The sequence below is a fragment of the Kitasatospora sp. NPDC005748 genome (assembly GCF_040630735.1).
Lineage (GTDB): Bacteria > Actinomycetota > Actinomycetes > Streptomycetales > Streptomycetaceae > Kitasatospora.
The window spans coordinates 1-16295 of sequence record NZ_JBEXYD010000057.1 but is presented as its reverse complement, the minus strand read 5'-3'; the positions used below and the strand labels follow the sequence as shown (position 1 = coordinate 16295).

The window sequence follows — 16295 nt, the reverse complement described above, 5'->3', positions numbered from 1 at the left end:
CCGGCTTCCCGGTTCCCCCGGACAGCGCGGCTCAGAACGGTCGCAGCGCGGGCTCCTTCCGGCCTCCGCCCAGCAGCCGCTCCAGCGCGCCCTCGACATCACCGCGCCAGGACAGCGTGGTGCGTGCCTCCAGCCGCAGCCGCGGGTAGCGGTGGTGCGGCCGGACCGTCTTGAAGCCGACCGCCAGCAGATGATCCGCCGGCAGGACACAGCTCGGCGACTGCCGGCCGACCGCGCCGAAGGCCTCGATCGCCCGGACCCCGCGCCCCATCAGGTCCTTGGCCACCGTCTGCACCAGCACCCGGCCGATCCCCTGCCGCTGGTAGCCCGGGAGCACGCGGCTGATCATCAGCTGAACGGCGTCCGGCGAGACGGGACTGGTCGGGAAGGACTGCGACCGCGGCACGTACGCCGGCGGGGCGTAGAGCACGAAACCGGCGGGGTCGTCGTCCACGTAGACGACCCGGCCGCAGGAACCCCACTCCAGCAGCACCGCGGAGATCCAGCCCTCCTTCTCCGCCTCCGACTTCCCGGATTCGACGGCCGCCCGGCCGGTGACCGGATCCAGCTCCCAGAACACGCAGGAGCGGCAGGTCGTCGGCAGGTCCTTGAGGTTGTCCAGCGTCAGCGGAACGATCCGGCGTCCCATGCCCCGCACCTCCTCGTCCACTCCACAGTCGAGCATTCCCCCTGAACGCCGATGGGTGCATGTTTCACGTGAAACAGCCGCTCACGTGGAACATGCACCCGTCGAGATCCGTGGTCGGCCCCGGCTCAGCCCTGCGACAGCCGCAGCCCGTCCTCACCCGGCGCGAGGCTGTCCAGGATCCGGTTGAGGTCCTCCACCGAGCCGAACTCCAGGACGACCTTGCCCTTGCCCAGCTTGCCGCCGCGCTGCGAGACCTCCACCTTGACCCGGGTGTCGAAGCGGTCCGAGAGCCGGCTCGCCAGGTCGTTGAAGGCCGGCGAGAGCAGCTTGCCCGCCTGCGGTCCGACCGAGCGCTTGGGCTTCGGCTCCTGGCCGCTCATCAGCATGACGAGCTCCTCGGTGGTCCGCACCGAGAGCCCCTCCGCGATGATCCGCTTGGCCAGCTCCTCCTGGCCCTCGGCGTCCGGCACCCCGAGCACCGCCCGGGCGTGCCCGGCGGTCAGCGTCCCGGCCGCCACCCGCCGCTGCACACCCGGCGAGAGCTTCAGCAGCCGCAGGGTGTTGGAGACGTGCGAGCGCGAGCGGCCGATCCGGTCCGCCAGCTCGTCGTGCGTGCAGGAGAAGTCCCGCAGCAGCTGGTCGTAGGCGGCCGCCTCCTCCAGCGCGTTGAGCTCCGCCCGGTGGAGGTTCTCCAGCAGGGCGTCCAGCAGCAGCTTGTCGTCCTCGGTGGCCCGGACGATCGCCGGGATCTGCTCCAGGCCCGCCTCCCGGGAGGCCCGCCAGCGCCGCTCGCCCATGATGAGCTCGAAGCGCTCGGGCGCGACCTGGCGCACCACCACCGGCTGGAGCAGGCCCACCTCCTTGATGGAGGCGACCAGCTCGGCCAGCTTGTCCTCGTCGAAGACCTCGCGCGGCTGACGCGGGTTCGGCGTGATCGAGTCCAGCGGCAGCTCGGCGAACCGGGCGCCGGGCACCTGTGCCAGCTCCGGTGCGGCGGCCGTCTGCTCCCGCTCGGCCTGCTCCCGCAGGCTCTCGGCGGCCGCCTTGGCCGCCAGCGTTCCCCGCCCGGTCGGCAGCAGCGGCACCGCGCCCGGCGAGACCGTCCCGGGGGACACCACCGTGGCCGCCGAGGCCTGCGTCGCCGCGCCGTCGGCCGCCGGTGCGGCGGGTCCGATCAGCGCTCCGAGCCCTCGTCCCAGACCCCTGCGACCACTCACCGATTGCCCTCCGTCGTGCCGTGCTGTGCCATCGGGGCGTGCTGCCCCGGCTCGCTGCCCTGCTGCTGACCCGCCCGCTGCTGACCGACCAGCGTGCCGCCGGTACCGATGCCCGGCGCCCGCATCGCCAGCTCGCGGGCGGCCTCCAGGTAGGAGAGCGCGCCGGTCGAACCCGGGTCGTAGGTGATCACCGTCTGACCGTAACTGGGCGCCTCGGAGATCCGGACCGAGCGCGGGATCGCGGTCTGCAGCACCTCCTGCTGGAAGTGCGTCCGGACCTCCTCGGCCACCTGGGCGGCCAACCTGGTCCGGGCGTCGTACATGGTGAGCAGGATGGTGGAGACGTGCAGCGTGGGGTTGAGGTGCGCGCGGACCAGCTCGACGTTGCGCAGCAGCTGGCCGAGGCCCTCCAGCGCGTAGTACTCGCACTGGATCGGGATCAGCACCTCCTGGCCGGCCACCAGCGCGTTGACCGTCAGCAGGCCGAGCGAGGGCGGGCAGTCGATCAGGATGTAATCCAGCGGCTGCTCGTAGGCGGCGATGGCGCGCTGCAGCCGGCTCTCCCGGGCGACCAGCGAGACCAGTTCGATCTCCGCGCCGGCCAGGTCGATGGTGGCGGGGACGCAGAAGAGCCCCTCGACGTCCACCACCGGCTGCACCACGTCGGCCAGCGGCTTGCCCTCCACCAGCACGTCGTAGATCGACGGCACCTCGGCGTGGTGGTCGATGCCGAGCGCCGTGGAGGCGTTGCCCTGCGGATCGAGGTCCACCACCAGCACGCGCAGTCCGTGCATCGCGAGCGAGGCCGCCATGTTGACGGTACTGGTGGTCTTGCCCACCCCGCCCTTCTGGTTGGCCACCACGATCACCCGGGTCGCGACAGGTCGGGGAAGACCCTCGCCCGCTCGGCCGATCGCCTGTACCGCAGCCTGGGCAGCCCGTGCGATGGGCGTGTCATCGATCTGGTCGATGGTCTCCGAGTCCTGCATGGGGGTCAGTGTTTCACGTGAAACCGGAGCGGCAACAGTCGCCGCCCGGCTGCGACTGAGGATTCCGGAAAGCAGGGAGCGACGTTTCACGTGAAACACCATGCCCGCAATGTCGGAATTCTGACGGTGCGACACTCCGGTGGCCGGGAGTCACCCGGTCGGCCGCCCGCCGGTCGCTCCGGCGTCACCGGGCCCGCCGCCGGCTCCTTCGGCGCGGGCCCGGGTGCCGGAGACGACGACCGCGCGCGGCCGGAACGCCGAACGGGCGGGTGGTCCGAAGACCACCCGCCCGTTCCCGCTCCCGCCCGCTCAGCGGCTGCGGCGCCGTCCGCCCCGGCTCCGCTCACCGGTGCGCGGGGCTCCGGCGTTGCGCCCGGCCCGGGCCGCCCGGGCCCGCCGGGTCGCCGCCTTGACCCCGCCGGGGCTCTCCCCCGCCTTCACCTGGATCACCCGGGTCGAGGTCTCCAGCGTGCCCTCGCCCACCGAGATGACCGTCCACTCGACCGCGCCCAGCTTGGCCAGCCCGGCCCGCGAGTCGGCCAGCTCCTGCTCGGCGCTGTCCCCCTTGAGCGCCAGCATCTGGCCGTGCGGGCGCAGCAGCGGCATGCCCCAGCCGGCGAGCCGGTCCAGCGGTGCCACCGCCCGGGCGGTCACCACGTCCACCGCGAGCTTGCCGACCATCTCCTCGGCCCGCCCGCGCAGCACGGTGACGTTCTCCAGGCCGAGCTCACGGACCACCTCCTCCAGGAAGGTGGTACGGCGCAGCAGCGGCTCCAGCAGCGTCACCGAGACGTCCGGGCGCGCCAGCGCGACGGGGATGCCGGGCAGCCCGGCCCCGGAGCCGACGTCGCACAGGGTCGACCCGGGCGGCAGCAGCTCGGCGAGCACCGCGCAGTTCAGCACGTGGCGGTCCCAGAGCCGGGGCACCTCGCGAGGGCCGATCAGCCCGCGCTGGACTCCCGCGGTGGCCAGCAGCTCGGTGTAGCGGACCGCCGCCTCGTAGCGGTCACCGAAGACCTCCCGAGCCACGGCCGGGGCGGCGGTCAGCCCCTCGGCCGCCGCGCCTTCGGCGCCCGGGCCCTCAGCGGCCGAACTACCGGCACCCGCCGCCGGATCCCCGGCTGCCGCGCTCTCCGTGTCCATCTCGACCTCTCCGCTCCCCGGATCCACCGACCCGCTCTCCGCACTGTTTCACGTGAAACATCTTTCGCCGGGCCACGCCCCGCGAAGGGACGACGACCCCGCCCGCACGAGGCGGACGGGGTCGAGTCCTCTGAAGGTCACCGGTCGCCGAAGCGGCCGGTCATCGACTTCCCCGGTGTCAGGCCGGCAACACGACCACGCACCGCTGGGGCTCTTCGCCCTCCGACTCACTGCGCAGACCGGCCGCGGCGACGGCGTCGTGCACGACCTTGCGCTCGAACGGCGTCATGGCCCGCAGCTTGACCTGCTCCCCCGAGCTCTTGACCTGCTCCGCGGCCTGGGCCCCGAGCTCGGCCAGCTCGGTGCGCTTGCGGGCGCGGAAGCCGGCAATGTCCAGCATGAGGCGGCTGCGCTCGCCGGTCTCCCGGTGGACAGCCAACCGGGTCAGCTCCTGCAGGGCCTCCAGCACCTCGCCGTCCTGGCCGACCAGGCGCTGCAGGGCGCGGTCATTGCCGTCGCCGACGATGGACACCAGGGCGCGGTCGCCCTCGACGTCCATGTCGATGTCCCCATCGAGGTCGGCGATGTCGAGCAGACCCTCCAGGTAGTCCGCCGCGATGTCGCCCTCCTGCTCCAGGCGGGAGACGAGGCTCTCGTCGGCGCTGGAAGCGGCCTCGACCTCGACGGCGGAGGTGGTGCCTTCCGTCACTGATGGACTCCTTCGGGGATGGGCCCGGATGGTGGGCCGGGAACGAGGTTCAGAGGGCCGCTGGGACGGTCCGGGGCCGGTCGGTCAGGACTTCTTCTTCGGCCGCTGGCCGCCCTGCCCACCGCGCTTCGGCTGCTGCCGGCCGCCCTGCCGGGCCGGGCCGGGCTTGGCCCCGGAGGGCCTGGTCGCGGTCGGCTTGGCACCGGCGGGCTCGGCCGGGACCGCCGCCTCGGACTCCTCGGCCGGGGCCGGGGCGTCCTTGGTGAGGCTGGCCGTCGGGGTGGCACCGGTGTGCTGGCGCTGCGACTTGGTCTGCTTGCGCGGCTGCTGGCGGCGCACCTGCACCGCGTCCTCGACGACGGCCTCGGCGGACGCGGCCGTCTTCTTCGGGGGCAGCATGCCCCAGAGGGCGCCCTTGATCTCCGAGCCGTCCGGGTTGAGGCGGCCGTTCTTCTTCAGCCGGACCTGGCGCTCGTCCCAGGCCTTGCTGCCGGGCGTCGGGTTGTTCCGGATGACGATCAGCTGCTGGCCCATCGACCAGACGTTGGTGGTCAGCCAGTAGACCAGCACACCGACGGGGAAGTTGATGCCCATCACGGCGAACATGATCGGGAAGACGTACATCAGCATCTTCTGCTGCTGCATGAACGGCGTCTTGATCGTGAGGTCGACGTTCTTGGTCATCAGCTGGCGCTGCGTGATGAACTGCGACAGCGACATCAGGATGATCATCACCGCGGTGACGATCTTGACGCTGACCTCGCTGCTGCCGAGGAAGGTCGCCGACAGCGGGGCGCCGAAGATGTGCGCCTGGCCGGCGCTGGTCAGCAGGTCGCCGTGGATGACGCCGATCGGCTCGCTCTTGGCGACCTTGGCGAGCACGCCGTAGAGGGCGGTGAAGAACGGCGCCTGCACGATGATGGGAAGGCAGCTGGAGAACGGGTTGGTACCCGCCTCCTTGTACAGCTTCATCATCTCTTCGGACTGGCGCTGCTTGTCGTTCTTGTAGCGCTCCTGGATGGCCTTCATCTTCGGCTGGATCGCCTGCATGGCCCGGGTCGCCTTGATCTGCTTCACGAAGAGCGGGATCAGGCAGATCCGGATGACGACCACCATCGAGGCGATGGCAAGACCCCAGGCCCAGCCACCGTTCGGGTCGAAGACGTGGCTGTACAGCGAGTGGAACTGGACGATGATCCAGGACACCGCTGTGTACAGGGGGTTCAGGAAGGAGAAGGTCACCGGTCAGGCTCCTTGGACATTGGGATCGGCCCCACGGGACCAATGGTCGCCGGGCCCTCTGGGTCCGGACCGGCGGGGGGCGTGGCCACCGGCTGATCGGCGGCGGACCCGCGGTTCAGCAGGTCACGCAGCCGGCGGTGCCACACCGGGTGCTTGCGCGGCGGAACATGATCGACCCCGCCGGGCGTCCACGGATTGCAGCGCAGGATGCGCCACACGGTCAGGCCGCCGCCCTTGACCGCCCCGTGCACCTTCACGGCCTCGAAGCCGTAGTGCGAGCAGGAGGGGTAATAGCGGCAGACCGGGCCGAGCAGCGGGCTGATGGTCCACTGGTAGACCCTGATCAGACCCATCAGCAGGTACTTCATCGACCTGCTCCCGTCGGCGCCGTCACGGCGGGCTCCGCCTTCAGCAGCCGCTTGAGCGCCGCGTCCAGGTCGCGTTCCAGGTCCTGGTACGAGGCGGACGCGGCCTGGGGCAGCGCACGCACCACTATCAGGCTACCGGCGGGCAGCCCGGAGAGACGATCACGGACGAGGTGGCGCAGTCGGCGCTTGACCAGGTTACGGACGACCGCCGGACCGACGGCCTTGCTCACGACGAAACCCGCACGCGCCGAAGGAGTCCCCTCGGCGACGTGCGGGCGGGAGTCGCTGGCCCGGTCGGCCTGCCCCGTGAGGTCGCCGTCTCTGCTGAGATGGACGACCAGTAGGGGCCGGCCGGCCCGGCGACCGCGTTTCACCGCGGTCGCGAAGTCCTGGCGCCGCCGCAGCCGATTCTCGGAGGGCAGCACAACAGACTCTGGCGCGGATCAGGCGGAGATGGCGCTGCGGCCCTTGCCACGGCGGGCGGCCAGGATGGCACGGCCGGCGCGGGTACGCATACGCAGCCGGAAGCCGTGGGTCTTCGCGCGGCGACGGTTGTTCGGCTGGAAGGTGCGCTTGCTCACTCGGGGGCTCCTGAGGTGAATCGTAGGATGACGGGAAGTCGCTTGGCCGTCACCGTGCGTCCGCGTGATCTCCCCTGATACGGAAATCCGACCCGTCCTCCCAGTTCGGCTGGGGTTCAGGGCAATCCACGGCGCCCGTGCTGCGCGCCTTATGGAGCGGGTGGACCCGCGGACATGCGGCAGCGGCCATCGACAACTCGACCTGGTTACGGTACGCGGGACGGGGCGCGAGGGTCAAACCAGCCCTTCACGACGGACGCCCCGGGCCGCGCTCACGGCCCCCGTCGCCCACAGCCTGTGGACAACGACTTGATCCGGCTCTGTTCGCTGACTACCGTTGCAGGACTTGTCTGGTTTTGTTCTTCGTCAACGGACACAGATCCACAGTCTCTTGATCCACCACCCCTGCTGGAGCCGCGGGGAACCGAGAAAGCGTGCACCAGTGGCTGATGTCAACAGCGACCTCGTCCCGGTCTGGGCGAGAGTCGTCGAGCGGCTGGTCAGCGACCCGGACGTCGGGGAGATGGACAAGCAGTGGGTGCAGCGCACCCAGCCGATGTGGATGATGCACGACACCGCCCTGCTGGCGACCCCCAACGAGCGGGCCAAGCAGGTGCTGGAGGGGCGACTGCTGCCCCAGCTGACCGAGGCGCTCAGCCGCGAACTCAGCCGCCCGGTCCGGATCGCGGTGATGGTCGACGCCAACGCCGTCCCCACCACCCCCGCGCAGGACGAGCCGCCGGCCGGCGAGCCGTACCAGCGCGACGACGGCGGCGACTACGGGCACCAGGGCTACGAGCGCCGCTACGACTCCGAGTCCGGCTACGAGCACGACCGGTACGACGACGGCGGCGGCTACCAGGAGCACCAGGCCCAGGCGTACGGCTCGGGCCGGCCGCCGGGCGGCGGCTACGGCGCCCCGCCGCAGAACCAGCCCTGGGAGAGCCACCAGAGCCACCAGGGTCACCAGGGCCACCAGGGTTATCCCGAGCACGGTTCCGGCTACCCCGAGCAGGAGCCGCCCGCCCAGCGCCCGGCTCCCCGCCCGGCGCACGGCCCCTCGTCGACCACCCAGGGCGACCTCTTCGGCGGCGCCTACGGCCCCGGCCCCGGCGAGCACCCGCGGACCGGCGGTGCCCGGCGCGGTCCCGGCGGGCGCCCGGCCCCCGGCCGGCCCGCGGAGAAGCCCGGCCCCGAGCGCGCCACCGACCGCCCGGCCGTCCCCGGCGTGCCGGCCCCGCCCGGCGCTCCCCCGGCCGGCGGCTCCCGCAAGGACGAGCCCGCGGCCCGGCTGAACCCCAAGTACCTCTTCGACACCTTCGTCATCGGCGCGAGCAACCGCTTCGCGCACGCGGCGGCGGTGGCCGTCGCCGAGGCCCCGGCCAAGGCGTACAACCCGCTCTTCATCTACGGCGAGTCCGGGCTGGGCAAGACCCACCTGCTGCACGCCATCGGGCACTACTCGCGCAGCCTCTTCCCGGGCACCCGGGTGCGCTACGTGTCGTCGGAGGAGTTCACCAACGAGTTCATCAACTCGATCCGGGACGGCAAGGCGGACGCGTTCCGCAAGCGGTACCGGGACATGGACATCCTGCTCGTGGACGACGTGCAGTTCCTGGCGAGCAAGGAGTCCACGCAGGAGGAGTTCTTCCACACCTTCAACACCCTGCACAACGCGAACAAGCAGATCGTCCTCTCGTCCGACCGGCCGCCCAAGCAGCTGATCACGCTGGAGGACCGGCTGCGCAACCGCTTCGAGTGGGGGCTGATCACCGACGTCACCCCGCCGGAGCTGGAGACCCGGATCGCGATCCTGCGCAAGAAGGCGATCCAGGAGCAACTCAACGCCCCGGCGGACGTGTTGGAGTTCATCGCGTCCAGGATCACCCGCAACATCCGGGAGTTGGAGGGCGCCCTGATCCGGGTCACCGCCTTCGCCAACCTCAACCGGGCGCCGGTGGACCTGGAGTTGGCCGGCATCGTCCTCAAGGACCTCATCCCCGGCGGGGACGAGGACGCCGGACCGGAGATCACCGCGCAGGTCATCATGCAGCAGACCGCCGCCTACTTCGGGCTGGGCGTGGACGACCTCTGCGGATCCTCCCGCAGCCGGGTGCTGGTGACGGCGCGCCAGATCGCCATGTACCTCTGCCGGGAGCTGACCGACCTCTCGTTGCCGAAGATCGGCGCGCAGTTCGGTGGCCGCGACCACACCACGGTGATGCACGCCGACCGCAAGATCCGGTCGCTGATGGCCGAGCGGCGCTCGATCTACAACCAGGTCACCGAACTGACCAACCGCATCAAGAGCTAGCCGGACCGGCCGGACGGGCCGTCCACACCCCTGCGAGGGCGTCAGGAGCGATCCTGACGCCCTTTCGGCATATCCGGAGGTGTGCGTCGCCGATCGGCTGGGCAGGAATGCCCCGACGGACGCTCCGCCAGTCCGCCGCCCGCGCCGAACATCTGACCGGTGATTCGAACACCCCGGGCGCGCAGGGCCGTTGTCCACAGGCGGAGCCGGTTCTCCACCGTCCACAGGCCACCGGCCCGCGAGTTATCCAGAATTCCTCCACAGGCCGCGCGCCGCTACGCTCTTCCGCGCAGGTCAGGTGCCTGTGGACTTGTGCACAACAGTTATCCACAGGCTGTGGACAATTGGCGGGCCGTCAGTGGGCCATTCGAGTTGTCCACCGGTTGTCCCCAGGGCGGCGGCGGTTATCCCCAGGTTGTCCACAGCCGCGTCCACAGTTCGACAACCGTGGGCCTGCGTTCATGCCCTGGTGTGAAAGGCGTCACGAAATGTTGACCGGCCCCCGTGGATAACCGGGCCCGGATCTGGGGACAGCGCTGGGGATAACCTGTGGATACCCAACGTGCCCTGTGGGTAACGCTCCGCTGTCCACAGCGGGCCCTGTTCGTCCACAGCCGCCGTCCACACCTCCTGTGGACAAAAAACCGGTCCTGACCTGCACGAACAGGGTTATCCACGGTTTCCACAGGCCCTACTACTACCACTACACCTATAGACCAGTTGAAGGGCTTGAAAGCAGGTGGGGCCGAAATCTGTGGACAACCGCTCCCCGACATCTGTTCGGCCTGCTTCCGCCCGTCTGCCCCGTCTGTCGGTGGAGTACGTCAGACTGTCCTCTGCGACCGGATGCGGAGTGGCAGAGCTCGGCGGCCCACCGCACCGACGACCAAGATCAGACCAACCAGACTTTGCGAGCGGGAGCGCTCGATCCAGGAGGCGGTTACCGGTGAAGTTCCGGGTGGAGCGTGACGTCCTCGCGGAGGCGGTGGCCTGGGCTGCCCGCAGCCTCCCGGCACGGCCGCCGGTGCCGGTGCTGGCCGGCCTGCTGCTGACGGCGCAGGAGGGCAGCCTGGCGCTGTCCGGCTTCGACTACGAGGTCTCGGCCCGGGTCGAGCTGGAGGCGGACGTCGAGGAGGCCGGCACCGTGCTGGTCTCCGGCCGGCTGCTGAACGACATCTCGCGCAACCTTCCCAACAGGCCTGTGGAGATCTCCACCGACGGCCAGCGGGTCAGCGTGGTCTGCGGCAGCTCCCGGTTCACCCTCCCCACCCTGCCGGTGGACGAGTACCCGGCCCTGCCCCAGATGCCGACCGCGACCGGCACCGTGTCCGGTGACGTGTTCGCCTCGGCGGTCAGCCAGGCCGCGGTGGCCGCCGGCCGCGACGACACCCTCCCGGTGCTCACCGGTGTGCGGGTCGAGATCGAGGGCGACCGGATCACCCTGGCCGCCACCGACCGCTACCGCTTCGCCGTCCGCGAGCTGCTGTGGAAGCCCGAGCAGCCGGACATCTCGGCGGTCGCGCTGGTCCCCGCCAAGACGCTGCAGGACATCGCCAAGTCCCTGGGCAGCGGCGACACCGTCTCGATCGCGCTGTCCTCGGGCGGCGCGGGCGAGGGCCTGATCGGCTTCGAGGGCGCTGGCCGCCGGACCACCACCAGGCTGCTGGAGGGCGAGTTCCCCAAGTTCCGCAGCCTCTTCCCGACGGAGTTCAGCGCCGTCGCCGCGATCCAGACCCAGCCCTTCCTGGAGGCGCTCAAGCGCGTCTCGCTGGTCGCCGAGCGCAACACCCCGGTCCGGCTCAACTTCGAGCAGGGCGTGCTGACGCTGGAGGCCGGTTCGGGCGACGACGCCCAGGCCACCGAGCGGATCGACGCGGACCTGGAGGGCGACGACATCTCGATCGCCTTCAACCCGGGCTACCTGGAGGAGGGCCTCAAGGCCATCGACTCCGCCTACGCCCAGCTGAGCTTCACCACGCCGACCAAGCCGGCGCTGCTCAGCGGCAAGGCCTCGGTGGACACCGAGGCCGACGAGGCCTACCAGTACCTGATCATGCCGGTCCGCCTCTCCGGCTGACCGACCGCCCGGGGCGGCTCCGGCCGCCCCGCCGGTGTCACGAGCGCGCGTCGCCCGGGCTGTCCACAGCCCGGGCGTCCAGCCTGTGGAAGGCCTCCCCCGGTCGGCCCGACCACGGGGAGGCCCTCGCGCTTCAGCGCGTAGGCTCAGGGCAGCGCGGCAACGGCGCCGCAGGCAGGCACGTCACCCCAGGTAAGGACTTGGTCATGGAGCTCGGCCTCATCGGTCTCGGCAAGATGGGCGGCAACATGCGCGAGCGGATCCGCCGCGCCGGCCACACCGTCATCGGTTACGACCGCAACCCCGACATCTCCGATGTCGAGAGCCTCCAGGAGCTCGTGACCAAGCTCCAGGGCCCGCGCGTGGTCTGGGTCATGGTTCCGGCCGGGGCCGCCACCCAGGCGACCGTGGACGAGCTCGCCGAGCTGCTCTCCCCCGGCGACGTGGTCGTGGACGGCGGGAACTCCCGCTGGACGGACGACATCAAGCACGCCGAGTCGCTGGCCGCCAAGGGCATCGGCTTCGTCGACTGCGGCGTCTCCGGCGGCGTCTGGGGCCTGGAGAACGGCTACGCGCTGATGTACGGCGGCGACGCCGAGCACGTCGCCAAGGCGAAGCCGGTCTTCGACGCCCTCAAGCCCGAGGGCGACTTCGGTTCGGTGCACGCGGGCGCGGTCGGCGCCGGCCACTTCGCCAAGATGGTCCACAACGGCATCGAGTACGCGATGATGCAGGCCTTCGCCGAGGGCTGGGAGCTGCTGGAGGCGGCCCCCGAGGTCACCGACGTGCGCGAGGTCTTCCGCAGCTGGCAGGAGGGCACGGTCATCCGCTCCTGGCTGCTGGACCTCGCCGTTCGCGCGCTGGACGACGACGAGCACCTGGCCAAGCTCAAGGGCTGGGCCGCCGACTCCGGCGAGGGCCGCTGGACGGTCGAGGCCGCGATCGACCACGCCGTGCCGCTGCCCGCGATCACCGCCTCGCTCTTCGCCCGGTTCGCCTCCCGCCAGGACGACTCGCCGCAGATGAAGATGATCGCCGCGCTGCGCAACCAGTTCGGCGGCCACGCGGTCGAGTCGAAGTAGTCCGCCCCACCCGGGACGTCCACAGAAGGCGAGCGCAGTCCACAGCCATGCACGTCGCGCATCTGTCGCTCGCCGACTTCCGTTCCTACGCCCGGGCCGAGGTTCCCCTCGACCCGGGCGTGACGGCGTTCGTCGGGCCCAACGGCCAGGGCAAGACCAACCTGGTCGAGGCGATCGGCTACATCGCCACCCTGGGCAGCCACCGGGTGGCCACCGACGCCCCGCTGATCCGGCTCGGCGCCGAGCGGGCGGTGATCCGCACCTCGGTGGTGGCCGGGAGCCGCAGCACCCTGGTCGAACTGGAGATCACCCCGGGCAAGGCCAACCGCGCCCGGATCAACCGCTCCGACAACGTCCGGCCCAGGGACGTCCTGGGCCTGCTGCGCACCGTGCTGTTCGCCCCCGAGGACCTCAGCCTGGTCAAGGGCGACCCGGGCGAGCGCCGGCGCTTCCTGGACGAGCTGCTGACCGCCCGGGCGCCCCGGCTGGCCGGCGTCCGGCAGGACTACGAGCGGGTGCTGAAGCAGCGCAACGCCCTGCTGAAGACCGCCGCGATGGCCCGCCGCTCCGGCGGCGGCAAGGGCGCGGACCTCTCCACCCTGGAGGTCTGGGACGGCCACCTGGCACGTGCCGGAGCCGAGCTGACCGCCTTCCGGATCCAGCTGGTCGCCTCCCTGCAACCGCTGGTGACGGCCGCGTACGGGCAGCTCGCGCCCGCCGGCGGCGAGACCGTGCTGGAGTACCGCAGCTCCTTCGAGGGCGAGCTGCCGACCAGCCGCGAGCAGGCCGAGGAGCAGCTGCTCCAGGCCCTGCGGGCGGCCCGCAAGCAGGAGGTCGAGCGCGGTCTGACGCTGGTCGGGCCGCACCGCGACGAGCTGGGCCTGCGGCTCGGGCCGCTGCCGGCCAAGGGCTACGCCAGCCACGGCGAGTCCTGGTCGTTCGCGCTGGCGCTGCGGCTGGCCTCCTACGAGCTGCTGCGCGCCGACGGCGGCGAACCGGTGCTGATCCTCGACGACGTCTTCGCCGAGCTGGACGCCACCCGCCGCGACCGGCTGGCCGAGCTGGTCGCCGGCGGCGAGCAGGTCCTGGTCACGGCGGCGGTCGCGGAGGACGTGCCGAAGGCCCTGGCCGGGGCCCGGTACTCGGTGGCCGACGGCGCGGTCCGCCGGGTCGACGCCTGACGGACGGCGGCCGCGCGCCCCGTTCCTCCACCGCACCTCCACACCTGCCGCCCCTTCGACCCGCCGTCCGGCGTGCCCCCGTCCCCGTCCGCTCCCGTACGCTGGACGGCTCACCGGCGCGTAGCCGCGACCGTTGTCCACAGGCTGGGGAAAGGAGATCGCCATGAGCGATCCGACCGGGAAGACCCCTCAGCCGGGTGCCCTCCCACTGACCGCCCTCCCACTGACCGCCCTCCCGCTCACCGCCCTCCCACCGGCCGCCGACCAGCCGGAGGCCGGGCAGCCGGGCGGCCCGGCACCGACCGGCGCCGACCTGGCCCGCTCGGCGCTGCGGGCGGCCCGGGCGCAGGCCCGCCAGCGGGGCGAGCAGGTCCGGGAGAAGCGCGAGGCGAAGCGGTACGGGCTGCGCAGCGGGGCGCGCTCGGACGGCCGTGACCCGGTGCCGCTGGGGGCGGCGCTGAACCGGCTGCTGACCGAGCGCGGGTGGGAGTCCTCGGCGGCGGTCGGCGGGGTGATGGGCCGTTGGGCGCAGATCGTCGGCCCCGACATCTCGGCGCACTGCGAGCCCACCTCCTACGACGACGCGGCCGCGGTGCTCACCGTGCAGTGCGACTCCACCGCGTGGGCCACCCAACTGCGTTGGCTGGCAAGGCAATTGGTGGCACGTCTGAATCACGAGCTGGGTCGCGGCACGGTCAAGACGATCAAGGTGCTGGGGCCGGCCGCGCCGGCCCGCGGCTACGGCCGGCTGCGCGCGCCGGGGAGCAAGGGGCCGGGCGACACCTGGGGGTGACCGCGGGTGCCCGAGGTCGAGCGGACCGGAATCTTCCGGAACCCCTGACGGCCCTTCCAGGCGCTCTGTGCCCCCGGGGCGAGTATCGGGACATGTGCAGAGGGGATCAGGGCGGCGTATCTGCCCTCAGGGGCTGCCAAAAGCCCATCTCTGTCAGTCCTACCGGTAGACTGAGAGCCAAACACTGTTGCTAGTGGCAACCGAGTCGAAACGCCGTGGTCGCACGCTCGCCCGCACGGGGCGGGGATGCGGCCCGTGCTGTGCCAGAGAGGGCGCTTCGTGGCCGATTCCGGCAACCCCAGCCAGACCCCAGACCAGACCGAGCAGGCGGCCGAGAGCACCTACACCGGAAGCAACATCCAGGTGCTGGAGGGCCTCGACGCCGTCCGCAAGCGCCCCGGCATGTACATCGGCTCGACCGGTGAGCGTGGCCTGCATCACCTGGTGCAGGAGGTCGTGGACAACTCCGTCGACGAGGCGATGGCCGGGTACGCCGACACCATCGACGTCACGCTCCTCGCCGACGGCGCGGTCCGCGTCGTCGACAACGGCCGAGGCATCCCGGTGGACATCGTCCCCGGCCAGGAGAAGCCGGCCGTCGAGGTCGTGCTCACCGTCCTGCACGCGGGCGGCAAGTTCGGCGGCGGCGGCTACGCCGTCTCCGGCGGCCTGCACGGCGTCGGCGTCTCGGTGGTGAACGCCCTGTCCACCCGTCTCGCGGTGGAGATCCACCGGGACGGGCACCTCTGGACCCAGGAATACAAGATGGGCGCGCCGACCGCCGCCCTGGTGAAGGGGGAGCCGACCGAGCGGACCGGCACCACCGTCACGTTCTGGGCCGACCCGGACATCTTCGAGACCACGGTCTACTCCTTCGAGACGCTCTCCCGGCGCTTCCAGGAGATGGCGTTCCTCAACAAGGGCCTGACCATCTCGCTGACCGACGAGCGGCCGGAGCACGCGGACGAGGAGGGCAACCCGCTCTCCGTCACGTACCGGTACGACGGCGGCATCGCCGACTTCGTCGCCCACCTCAACTCCCGCAAGGGCGACGTGATCCACCCCTCGGTGATCGACTTCGAGGCGGAGGACAAGGAGAAGACGATCTCCGTGGAGGTCGCGATGCAGTGGAACTCCTCGTACACCGAGGGGGTCTACTCGTTCGCCAACACCATCCACACCCACGGCGGCGGTACCCACGAAGAGGGCTTCCGCGCGGCGCTGACCGGCCTGGTCAACCGCTACGCGCGGGACAAGAAGCTGCTCCGTGAGAAGGACGACAACCTCTCCGGCGAGGACATCCGCGAGGGTCTGACCGCGATCATCTCGGTCAAGCTCGGCGAGCCGCAGTTCGAGGGCCAGACCAAGGACAAGCTGGGCAACACCGAGGCGAAGACCTTCGTCCAGCGGGTGGTCCACGAGCAGCTGAACGACTGGCTGGACCGCAACCCGAACGAGGCCTCGGACATCATCCGCAAGTCCATCCAGGCCGCCACCGCGCGCGTGGCCGCCCGGAAGGCGCGGGACCTGACCCGCCGCAAGGGCCTGCTGGAGTCCGCCTCGCTGCCCGGCAAGCTGAGCGACTGCCAGTCCAAGGACCCGGCCGAGTGCGAGATCTTCATCGTCGAGGGCGACTCCGCCGGCGGCTCCGCCAAGCAGGGCCGTGACCCGCGCATCCAGGCGATCCTCCCGATCCGCGGCAAGATCCTGAACGTCGAGAAGGCCCGGATCGACAAGGTGCTGCAGAACACCGAGGTCCAGGCGCTGATCTCGGCCTTCGGCTGCGGCATCCAGGAGGACTACGACGAGTCCAAGCTGCGCTATCACAAGATCGTCCTGATGGCGGACGCCGACGTCGACGGGCAGCACATCCGCACCCTGCTGCTCACCCTGCTGTTCCGCTTCATGCGGCCGCTGGTCGAGTCCGGCTACGTCTACCTCGCGATGCCC

At 71.2% G+C, this 16295-nt stretch carries 15 protein-coding genes; 6 read left to right on the top strand and 9 right to left on the bottom strand.

The genetic code is table 11. The annotated features are described in order from the left end of the window. Positions 1 to 31: 31 nt before the first annotated feature. From ABZ495_RS29635 to rpmH, 9 genes are all read right to left on the bottom strand, one after another. A complete protein-coding gene (locus tag ABZ495_RS29635) occupies positions 32 to 649 on the bottom strand; it encodes a GNAT family N-acetyltransferase (protein WP_359805932.1) in 618 nt (205 codons plus the stop codon). Between the two features lie 125 nt (positions 650 to 774). Next, complete coding sequence (locus tag ABZ495_RS29630) at positions 775 to 1866, bottom strand: ParB/RepB/Spo0J family partition protein (RefSeq protein WP_359805930.1); 1092 nt, start codon at positions 1864 to 1866, stop codon at positions 775 to 777. Then, positions 1863 to 2855: a ParA family protein gene (locus tag ABZ495_RS29625; RefSeq protein ID WP_329488793.1), complete on the bottom strand. Its 993-nt coding sequence runs from the start codon at positions 2853 to 2855 to the stop codon at positions 1863 to 1865. Before ABZ495_RS29625 ends, ABZ495_RS29630 begins: the two co-directional genes overlap by 4 nt. 309 nt (positions 2856 to 3164) lie before the next feature. Next, positions 3165 to 3998: a 16S rRNA (guanine(527)-N(7))-methyltransferase RsmG gene (gene rsmG / locus ABZ495_RS29620; RefSeq protein ID WP_359838956.1), complete on the bottom strand. Its 834-nt coding sequence runs from the start codon at positions 3996 to 3998 to the stop codon at positions 3165 to 3167. 178 nt (positions 3999 to 4176) lie between these two features. Continuing rightward, positions 4177 to 4707 (bottom strand): R3H domain-containing nucleic acid-binding protein, encoded by a 531-nt coding sequence (locus ABZ495_RS29615; RefSeq protein WP_329488796.1) that lies wholly within the window; start codon positions 4705 to 4707, stop codon positions 4177 to 4179. 84 nt (positions 4708 to 4791) lie between these two features. Further along, a complete protein-coding gene (gene yidC / locus ABZ495_RS29610; RefSeq protein WP_359838954.1) occupies positions 4792 to 5949 on the bottom strand; it encodes a membrane protein insertase YidC in 1158 nt (385 codons plus the stop codon). Continuing rightward, on the bottom strand, positions 5946 to 6317 hold the full coding sequence (yidD, locus tag ABZ495_RS29605) for a membrane protein insertion efficiency factor YidD (protein WP_352288573.1): 372 nt from the start codon (positions 6315 to 6317) through the stop codon (positions 5946 to 5948). Before yidD ends, yidC begins: the two co-directional genes overlap by 4 nt. Beyond that, positions 6314 to 6742, bottom strand: a complete 429-nt coding sequence (gene rnpA / locus ABZ495_RS29600; RefSeq protein ID WP_329488799.1) for a ribonuclease P protein component — start codon at positions 6740 to 6742, stop codon at positions 6314 to 6316. The genes yidD and rnpA overlap by 4 nt, the downstream gene beginning before the upstream one ends. 18 nt (positions 6743 to 6760) lie before the next feature. Continuing rightward, positions 6761 to 6898 (bottom strand): 50S ribosomal protein L34, encoded by a 138-nt coding sequence (gene rpmH, locus ABZ495_RS29595; RefSeq protein ID WP_148643823.1) that lies wholly within the window; start codon positions 6896 to 6898, stop codon positions 6761 to 6763. A 442-nt stretch (positions 6899 to 7340) separates the two neighbouring features. Between rpmH and dnaA the strand changes: the two genes are divergently transcribed. From dnaA to ABZ495_RS29565, 6 genes are all read left to right on the top strand, one after another. Further along, positions 7341 to 9212: a chromosomal replication initiator protein DnaA gene (dnaA, locus tag ABZ495_RS29590; RefSeq protein ID WP_359838952.1), complete on the top strand. Its 1872-nt coding sequence runs from the start codon at positions 7341 to 7343 to the stop codon at positions 9210 to 9212. A 946-nt stretch (positions 9213 to 10158) separates the two neighbouring features. Continuing rightward, entirely contained in the window at positions 10159 to 11289 is a 1131-nt protein-coding gene (gene dnaN, locus ABZ495_RS29585; RefSeq protein ID WP_329488801.1) for a DNA polymerase III subunit beta, read from the top strand. A gap of 206 nt (positions 11290 to 11495) precedes the next feature. After that, positions 11496 to 12371: a phosphogluconate dehydrogenase (NAD(+)-dependent, decarboxylating) gene (gene gnd, locus ABZ495_RS29580; protein ID WP_329488802.1), complete on the top strand. Its 876-nt coding sequence runs from the start codon at positions 11496 to 11498 to the stop codon at positions 12369 to 12371. 47 nt (positions 12372 to 12418) lie between these two features. Continuing rightward, the gene (gene recF, locus ABZ495_RS29575; protein ID WP_329488803.1) at positions 12419 to 13552 is read left to right on the top strand and encodes a DNA replication/repair protein RecF; all 1134 of its coding nucleotides are present in this window, start codon (positions 12419 to 12421) and stop codon (positions 13550 to 13552) included. 163 nt (positions 13553 to 13715) lie between these two features. Beyond that, the gene (locus ABZ495_RS29570; RefSeq protein WP_359838950.1) at positions 13716 to 14345 is read left to right on the top strand and encodes a DciA family protein; all 630 of its coding nucleotides are present in this window, start codon (positions 13716 to 13718) and stop codon (positions 14343 to 14345) included. 255 nt (positions 14346 to 14600) lie between these two features. Next, positions 14601 to 16295, top strand: a 1695-nt coding sequence (locus tag ABZ495_RS29565) for a DNA gyrase subunit B (protein WP_359838948.1), incomplete at its 3' end; no start/stop codon positions are given.

Coding starts and splice junctions, on each gene's coding strand:
- yidD (WP_352288573.1), bottom strand. CDS start 6,317: ATGAAGTACCTGCTGATGGGTCTGATCAGGGTCTACCAGTGGACCATC.
- ABZ495_RS29625 (WP_329488793.1), bottom strand. CDS start 2,855: ATGCAGGACTCGGAGACCATCGACCAGATCGATGACACGCCCATCGCA.
- recF (WP_329488803.1), top strand. CDS start 12,419: ATGCACGTCGCGCATCTGTCGCTCGCCGACTTCCGTTCCTACGCCCGG.
- gnd (WP_329488802.1), top strand. CDS start 11,496: ATGGAGCTCGGCCTCATCGGTCTCGGCAAGATGGGCGGCAACATGCGC.
- ABZ495_RS29570 (WP_359838950.1), top strand. CDS start 13,716: ATGAGCGATCCGACCGGGAAGACCCCTCAGCCGGGTGCCCTCCCACTG.
- rsmG (WP_359838956.1), bottom strand. CDS start 3,998: ATGGACACGGAGAGCGCGGCAGCCGGGGATCCGGCGGCGGGTGCCGGT.
- ABZ495_RS29635 (WP_359805932.1), bottom strand. CDS start 649: ATGGGACGCCGGATCGTTCCGCTGACGCTGGACAACCTCAAGGACCTG.